General features: G+C 67.1%; 6 protein-coding genes. 5 read left to right on the forward strand and 1 reads right to left on the reverse strand.

From position 1 onward, the window contains the following. The first annotated feature begins 53 nt into the window (after positions 1–53). The 4 genes from FQU96_RS31545 to FQU96_RS31560 all read left to right on the forward strand — a co-directional run bounded on the left by FQU96_RS31545 (position 54) and on the right by FQU96_RS31560 (position 3,470). Positions 54–1,595, forward strand: a complete 1,542-nt coding sequence (locus FQU96_RS31545) for a UbiD family decarboxylase (protein ID WP_146545359.1) — start codon at positions 54–56, stop codon at positions 1,593–1,595. Positions 1,596–1,739: 144 nt separating this feature from the next. Continuing rightward, positions 1,740–2,750 (forward strand): D-cysteine desulfhydrase family protein, encoded by a 1,011-nt coding sequence (locus FQU96_RS31550; RefSeq protein WP_146545360.1) that lies wholly within the window; start codon positions 1,740–1,742, stop codon positions 2,748–2,750. Between the two features lie 31 nt (positions 2,751–2,781). Continuing rightward, complete coding sequence (locus tag FQU96_RS31555) at positions 2,782–3,096, forward strand: nucleotidyltransferase domain-containing protein (protein ID WP_146545361.1); 315 nt, start codon at positions 2,782–2,784, stop codon at positions 3,094–3,096. Further along, entirely contained in the window at positions 3,093–3,470 is a 378-nt protein-coding gene (locus tag FQU96_RS31560) for a HEPN domain-containing protein (RefSeq protein WP_146545362.1), read from the forward strand. Before FQU96_RS31555 ends, FQU96_RS31560 begins: the two co-directional genes overlap by 4 nt. A 176-nt stretch (positions 3,471–3,646) precedes the next feature. Here the strand turns inward: FQU96_RS31560 and FQU96_RS31565 are convergent, their stop codons facing one another. Continuing rightward, positions 3,647–4,489: a universal stress protein gene (locus tag FQU96_RS31565; RefSeq protein ID WP_178130815.1), complete on the reverse strand. Its 843-nt coding sequence runs from the start codon at positions 4,487–4,489 to the stop codon at positions 3,647–3,649. Between the two features lie 507 nt (positions 4,490–4,996). On the opposite strand from FQU96_RS31565, the gene leuA reads away from it, so the two are divergent. Next, positions 4,997–6,706: a 2-isopropylmalate synthase gene (gene leuA / locus FQU96_RS31570; protein WP_146545364.1), complete on the forward strand. Its 1,710-nt coding sequence runs from the start codon at positions 4,997–4,999 to the stop codon at positions 6,704–6,706. Positions 6,707–7,297: the final 591 nt, after the last annotated feature.

The raw sequence follows: 7,297 nt of genomic DNA on the forward strand, positions 1-7,297 counted from the left end.
CTTCGGGCACCTTCCCCCGCCAGCGGGGGAAGGTAAAGACACGACGACAGAACATGCCCTACGCCTCGCTGCGCGACTTCATGGACCGGCTGGAACGCGAGGGCCGGCTGGCGCGCGTGAAGACGCCGGTCTCGCCGGTGCTGGAGATGACCGAGATCCAGACCCGGCTGCTGGCCACGCAGGGCCCCGCCGTGCTGTTCGAGAACGTCACCCGGCCGGACGGCGGCGGCCGCTACGACATGCCGGTGCTGGTGAACCTGTTCGGCACCGTCGAGCGGGTGGCCTGGGGCATGGACCGCACGCCGGCCGAGCTGCGCCAGGTCGGCGAGACCCTGGCCTTCCTGCGCCAGCCCGAGCCGCCGGGCGGCTGGCGCGAGGCGCTCGACATGCTGCCGCTGCTGCGCACGGTGATGGCGATGAAGCCGCGCACGGTGGGTAGCCTGCTGGGTGGCAGCGCGCCGTGCCAGGAGATCGTGCTGACCGGCAACGACATCGACCTCGGCCGCCTGCCGATCCAGACCTGCTGGCCGGGCGAGCCGGCGCCGCTGATCACCTGGCCGTTGATCGTCACCCAGGGGCCCGCCCCCAAGAGCGACCGCCAGGACAGCTACAACCTCGGCATCTACCGCATGCAGGTGACGGGGCGGAACACCACCCTGATGCGCTGGCTGAAGCATCGCGGCGGTGCCCAGCACCACCGGCGCTGGCAGGCCTCGGGCAAGCGCGAGCCGCTGCCGGCCGCTGCCGTGATCGGCGCCGATCCCGGCACCATCCTGGCGGCGGTGACGCCGGTGCCCGACACCTTGTCGGAGTACCAGTTCGCCGGCCTGCTGCGTGGCCGCAAGGTCGACCTGGTCGACTGCAAGACCGTGCCGCTGAAGGTGCCGGCCGAGGCCGAGATCGTGCTCGAGGGCCATGTCTCGCTCGACGACTATGGCGATGAAGGCCCGTACGGCGACCACACCGGCTACTACAACAGCGTCGAGAAATTCCCCGTCTTCACCATCAGCGCCATCACCATGCGGCGCCAGCCGATCTACCTCTCGACCTTCACCGGCCGGCCGCCGGACGAGCCGTCGGTGCTGGGCGAAGCGCTGAACGAGGTGTTCATCCCGCTGCTGCAGCAGCAGTTCCCCGAGATCGTCGACTTCTGGCTGCCGCCCGAGGGCTGCTCCTACCGCATCGCCGTGGTGTCGATGAAGAAGGCCTACGCCGGCCACGCCAAGCGCGTGATGATGGGCGTGTGGTCGTACCTGCGGCAGTTCATGTACACCAAGTGGGTGATCGTGGTGGACGACGACATCGATGCGCGCGACTGGAAGGACGTGATGTGGGCGCTCTCCACCCGCATGGACCCGGCGCGCGACATCACCGTGGTCGAGAACACGCCGATCGACTACCTCGACTTCGCGAGCCCGGTGTCGGGCCTGGGCTCGAAGATCGGACTCGATGCGACCAACAAGTGGCCGGGCGAGAGCCACCGCGAGTGGGGCACGCAGATCGCGATGGACGACGCCGTGGTGAAGAAGATCGACGCGCTGTGGCCCGAGCTCGGCCTGCCGGGCAGTGGGAAGAAGATCTGGAAGACGCGGTGATTTTACCTTCCCCCGCTTGCGGGGGAAGGTGCCCGAAGGGCGGATGGGGGGTGCCCGACACACACGCCGCCTGACCGCTATGCACCCCCATCCGGCGCTACGCGCCACCTTCCCCCGCGAAGCGGGGGAAGGTATTGCGGAGCGATGAACACCCTCCTCGACAAGCTCTCTGCCTTCCCGCGCGTGCGGCTCGCGCATCTGCCGACGGCGGTCGAGCCGCTCGATCGGTTGCGGGCGCATCTGGGGGCGGCGCCGCGGCTGTGGATCAAGCGCGACGACTGCACCGGGCTGGGGCTGGGCGGCAACAAGGTGCGCAAGCTCGAGTTCGTGATGGCCGAGGCGCTGGCGCAGGGCGCCGATGCCGTCGTGTCGGGCGGCGTGGTGCAGTCCAACCACATCCGCCAGACCGCGGCGGCCGCCGCCAAGCTGGGGCTGGAGTGCCATCTCGCGGTGATGACCGGGCGCGTGCCCAAGGTCGATCCCGACTACAACGATACCGGCAACATCCTGCTCGACCGCCTGTTCGGCGCCCACTGCGTGATGCTGGACTGGAAGGCCGACCGCAACGCGGTGATCGCAAGCCTGATCGACGGGCTGAAGGCGCGCGGGCGCAAGCCCTACATGGTGCCCTACGGTGCCTCCAGTGCGCTGGGCGCCATGGGCTTCGTGCTGGCGGCGATCGAGCTGCTTGACCAGGCGCGCGCGCTGGGTACGCGCTTCACCCATGTCGTGCACGCCTCGGGCAGTGCCGGCACGCAGGCCGGACTCGCGGTCGGGCTCGCGGCGCTGGCGCCGCACGTCGAACTGCTCGGCCTCGACATCGACGCCGAGCCCGAGCGTGTCGAACGCGACGTCATGCGCGTGGCGCACGAGGCGGCGGCGATGCTTGATGTGTCCCTGCATGATCGATCCATCGCAGTGGTGCCGGGCTATGCCGGCACGGGCTACGGGTTGCCGACCGACGGCATGCTCGAAGCGGTGAAGCTGGGCGCGCGGCTGGAGGGGCTGGTGCTCGACCCGGTCTATGCCGGCAAGGGCTTCGCGGGGTTCATCGATCTCGTGCGCCAGGGGCGGTTCGGCAAGGACGACAACGTGGTGTTCTGGCACACCGGCGGCGCCCCCGCGTTGTTTGCGTATCGGTCACTGTTTTCGTGATCCATCAACGCTCTAGTGATAGACTATTGTCATGTCCGAGCCTGATCTCGCTCTCGTCCGCGAGTTCAAGCGCCGCGCCGAAGCGGCGCTGCCTGGCCGCGTCGCGCGGGTCGTGCTCTATGGCTCGCGTGCGCGCAATGAAGCGCGGCCCGACTCGGATTGGGATGTGGCTGTGTTCGTTCGTGGCAAGCCGACGACCAACGACCGAGACACCCTGTCTGACATCGGTTTCGATCTGCTGATGGAACATGGTCAATATATTCAACCAATCGCACTCGATCTGGCACGCGCCGGTGAAGAGTCGTGGTTCGTCGAAAACGTAGAACGTGACGGGATCGCTGCATGAGGCCTGAAGCGGCGCGGCGACTCGCCAAGGCCGAGCGATTTCTCCACCAAGCAACAATCCTGGACGAGACGGTGATGACGGAAACCGTCATCCATGGCGCGTACTACGCGATGTTTCATGCCGCCGCGGCGGTCCTCCTTGAGCGAACCGGCAAGGCGCCGAAGACTCACGCGGCGATGGTCGGCCAATTCAGCGGCATCGCACGTACGGCCGGCAAAGACGCTGAGCTGCTGGCGCGCCGCTTCAACAGAGCAGAAAGCCGGCGGTTGATCGCCGACTACGACGACGTCCCGGCCGAAGAGGATGACGCCGCCAGCGTTCGAGCCAGTGCCATCGAATTCCTGGCTCTTTGTCGCAGGTTGCTCGGGGTATGAACGGTTCTCCTCTCCACGTTGAGTCGTCACCTCTCCCGCGAGCGGGAGAGGTCGACGGGAGCGCGCAGCGACCGGAGGGTGAGGGGCTGAGGACCAGGCGCCTCGTCCTTGATCCCTCACCCTCCCACGCTTCGCGTGGTCCTCTCCCTCTCCCGATTGCCGGAGAGGGGCTTTCATCAATGCGCGAACATCACCGGGATCGGTGACGACAGGATCAGGTGCCTTGTCAGGCCGCCGAAGATCATCTGGCGCAGGCGGCTCTGGGTGTAGGCGCCCTTGATGATCAGGTCGGCGCCGAACTTGGTGGCCTGGTCCACCATCGCCTGGCCGGTCGACTTGCCGCCCGACTCGCAGTGCCGTGCCGTCACCGGCAGGCCGTGACGGCGCATCGCGGTGGCGAGTTCGGCGCCGGTGGGACCCTGCACCATGGCGCCCTCGATGCTGATCACCTCGATCGCCTCGGCCGCCTTGATCAGCGGCATCGCCATCGACAAGGCGCGCGCCGTCTCGGTCGAGCCGTTCCACGCCACCACCACCTTCTTGCCCACCGCGGCGTGACGGCCCGACGGCACCACCAGCACCGGCCGGCCGGAGTCGAACAGCGCGCCCTCGAACAGGCTCTCGGGCATGCGCGGCAGCGGTCCCGGCTGCGGCACCACCATCATGTCGGCGACGCGGCCGATGGTGCCGATCGCCATCGGCACCGCGTTCTGCAACTCCATCCAGGTCTGCGACACGCCGGTGCCGCTGCCGTCGCCGGCGGGGATGTTGGCGGCGGCCATCACGCGCTGGAACGCCGCCTGCAGCCCGGCCATGCGCTTGCGCTCTTCCTCGTCGTCGGCCAGCGGCGTGTCGAACGGCGCGCCCATGCCGACATCGGTCCACGCCACGCTGACGGCGCGATAGGACGGCGGCCCCAGACCGACGACATGGGCACCGAAGCGTTGCGCCAGCGCGGCGGCAGTGTCGAACGACGCCGTGTCCTCGGCGTCCCAGGCCAGAACAAGGATGGTCTTCATGGCGAACTCCCTGCGGCTTGTCTTGGACTGGCGGTTCTCGTGACCGCACGCTGCAGAGCATAAACCGAAGTGGATCAGCGCGCGACTCCAGTACCTTCCCCCGCTTGCGGGGGAAGGTGCCCGAAAGGCGGATGGGGGGCACCGGCCACACACGCCGTCTGGCCGCGAGGCACCCCCATCCGGCGCTGCGCGCCACCTTCCCCCGCGACGCGGGGGAAGGTACGAGCACTTGACTCCGGCGGTCCATGTCTTATTGATGCACCCATGACGTGGCGACTGCGACTTCGACTTATCGGCGCCGACCTCCTCTAAGGTCGGCGGCGCGCCCATGCGTGCCTCCCGTCGAAGCGTTCGTCTCTCCTGCTCCGTGCCAGCGCCATGTTCATTCATTCGCATTTCCATTCGCTGCGACTTAGCGGCGGCTTGCGGGCCTGAGCCTCGCTCGCCCGTGAGCCTCGGCGCGTCCGCCGATCTTCCCTTTCATCCGCGACACGAGAGATCCTGATCATGTCCCAGAAACCCATGATGCCCGGCGCGCGCGACAAGTACGTCCCCTTCCGCCAGGTGCCCCTCACCGACCGACAGTGGCCCAGCAAGGTGATCACCAAGCCGCCGATCTGGTGCTCGGTCGACTTGCGCGACGGCAACCAGGCGCTGATCGAGCCGATGGACGCCGACCGCAAGACCCGCATGTTCAAGATGCTGGTCGAGATGGGCTTCAAGGAGATCGAGGTCGGCTTCCCCGCCGCCTCGCAGACCGACTTCGACTTCGTGCGCCAGCTGATCGACGACAAGATGGTGCCCGCTGACGTCACCATCCAGGTGCTGACCCAGAGCCGGCCCGAACTGATCGAGCGTACCTTCGAGTCGCTGAAGGGCGCCCACCGCGCCATCGTGCATCTCTACAACAGCACCTCCACCACGCAGCGCCGCGTCGTGTTCGGCCTGGACATGAACGGCATCATCGACATCGCCGTCTCCGGCGCCAAGCTGGTGAAGAAGCTGGGCGACGAATACACGGCCGCCGGCACCGAGATCGTCTACGAGTATTCGCCCGAGAGCTTCACCGGCACCGAGCTGGAGTTCGCGCGCGACATCTGCGCCGCCGTCGCCGACGTCTACCAGCCGACGCCGCAGAAGAAGATGATCATCAACCTGCCGGCGACGGTCGAGATGGCGACCGCCAACATCTACGCCGACCAGATCGAGTGGTGCCATCGCAACTTCAAGTACCGCGACTCCTTCCTGCTGAGCCTGCATCCGCACAACGACCGCGGCACCGGCGTGGCGGCGGCCGAGCTGGGCTACATGGCCGGCGCCGACCGCATCGAGGGCTGCCTGTTCGGCAACGGCGAGCGCACCGGCAACGTCGACATCGTGACCCTGGCGCTCAACATGTACACCCAGGGCATCGACCCCGAGATCGACTTCAGCGACATCAACGGCGTGCGCCAGATGGTCGAGTACTGCAACCAGCTGCCGGTGCATCCGCGCCATCCCTACGGCGGCGACCTGGTGTTCACCGCCTTCTCCGGCTCGCACCAGGACGCCATCAACAAGGGCTTCAAGGCGCTGGAGACGTCCAACAGCAAGGAATGGGACGTCCCCTACCTGCCGATCGATCCCAAGGACCTGGGGCGCAGCTACGAGGCGATCATCCGCATCAACAGCCAGTCGGGCAAAGGCGGCATCGCCTACATCCTGAAGAACGACTACGGCATCGACATGCCGCGGCTGCTGCAGGTCGAGTTCAGCAAGGTCATCCAGCGCATCACCGACGAGACCGGCAAGGAGATCGGCCCGGCCCTGATCTGGGACACGTTCCAGAAGGAGTATCTTAAGCGGGTCTCGCCGGTCGAGTTCATCGAGCACACCACGCTGCCCACCCCCGGCCATCCCGAGCAGCGCCATCTCGACGCCAGCATCAAGTTCAACGGCTTCGAGAAGACCATCGCCGGCACCGGCAACGGACCGATCGCCGCCTACGTCGACGCGCTCGGCAAGAACTGCGGCATCCGGCTGAAGGTGCGCGACTACCACCAGCACGCTGCCGGCGCCGGCTCCGACGCCACCGCCGTGAGCTACATCGAGGCCGAGACCACCGACGGGCGCGTGCTGTGGGGCGTCGGCATGGACTCCAACATCGTCGCCGCCTCGCTCAAGGCGGTGACGAGTGCCGCGAACCGCATCGCCTCGCCGGTGAGCGCGCTGGCCTGATTCGGCTGGCAGAACGGCCAGAAAATCCCTGGGAGCACGGGCGGGATCCCCGCGCTCCCAGGCCTTGCGCCGCGCGCGAAACGAGCTGCGGAAATTGCGGAAACCCATCCGTGGACGCCGACGGCACAAGGGCCGACACGGCGCACAATCGAGCGGCCACACGCTGGGAGCGCGCGACTCCGTCGCGCGTCTTCGTCTGGATCGACACATGACGCGCCACAGAGTGGCGCGCCCCCAGCGCATGATCGAACCGCCTCAGGCCGTTTCCGTCGGGGGTAGCGGAAATTGCGGAAATCGGTTGACCGCGGCGGCGGCGACAGAAGCGACAGAAAATCATGGTCACCGCGATTCCAAGGTGTAAGCAGGTCTTCCTGACCTGACAGAAAAGCGACAGAAAGCGACAGAAAGCGACAGAAAAACGCCGGCGTCGCTCTCCTCGCCGACGACAGAAGGGGTTGCGGAAATTGCCGAAACCCGTTGGCCGCGGTGGTGGGGCCAAAATCGAAACTCCTGGGAGCGCGGGCGGGACGCCCATAGGCGCTAACTTAGCATTGGACAGCGGGAACGAGTTGAGATTCAAAGAGGTAGGGG

Source organism: Reyranella sp. CPCC 100927, from assembly GCF_007859315.1.
Classification (GTDB): domain Bacteria; phylum Pseudomonadota; class Alphaproteobacteria; order Reyranellales; family Reyranellaceae; genus Vineibacter.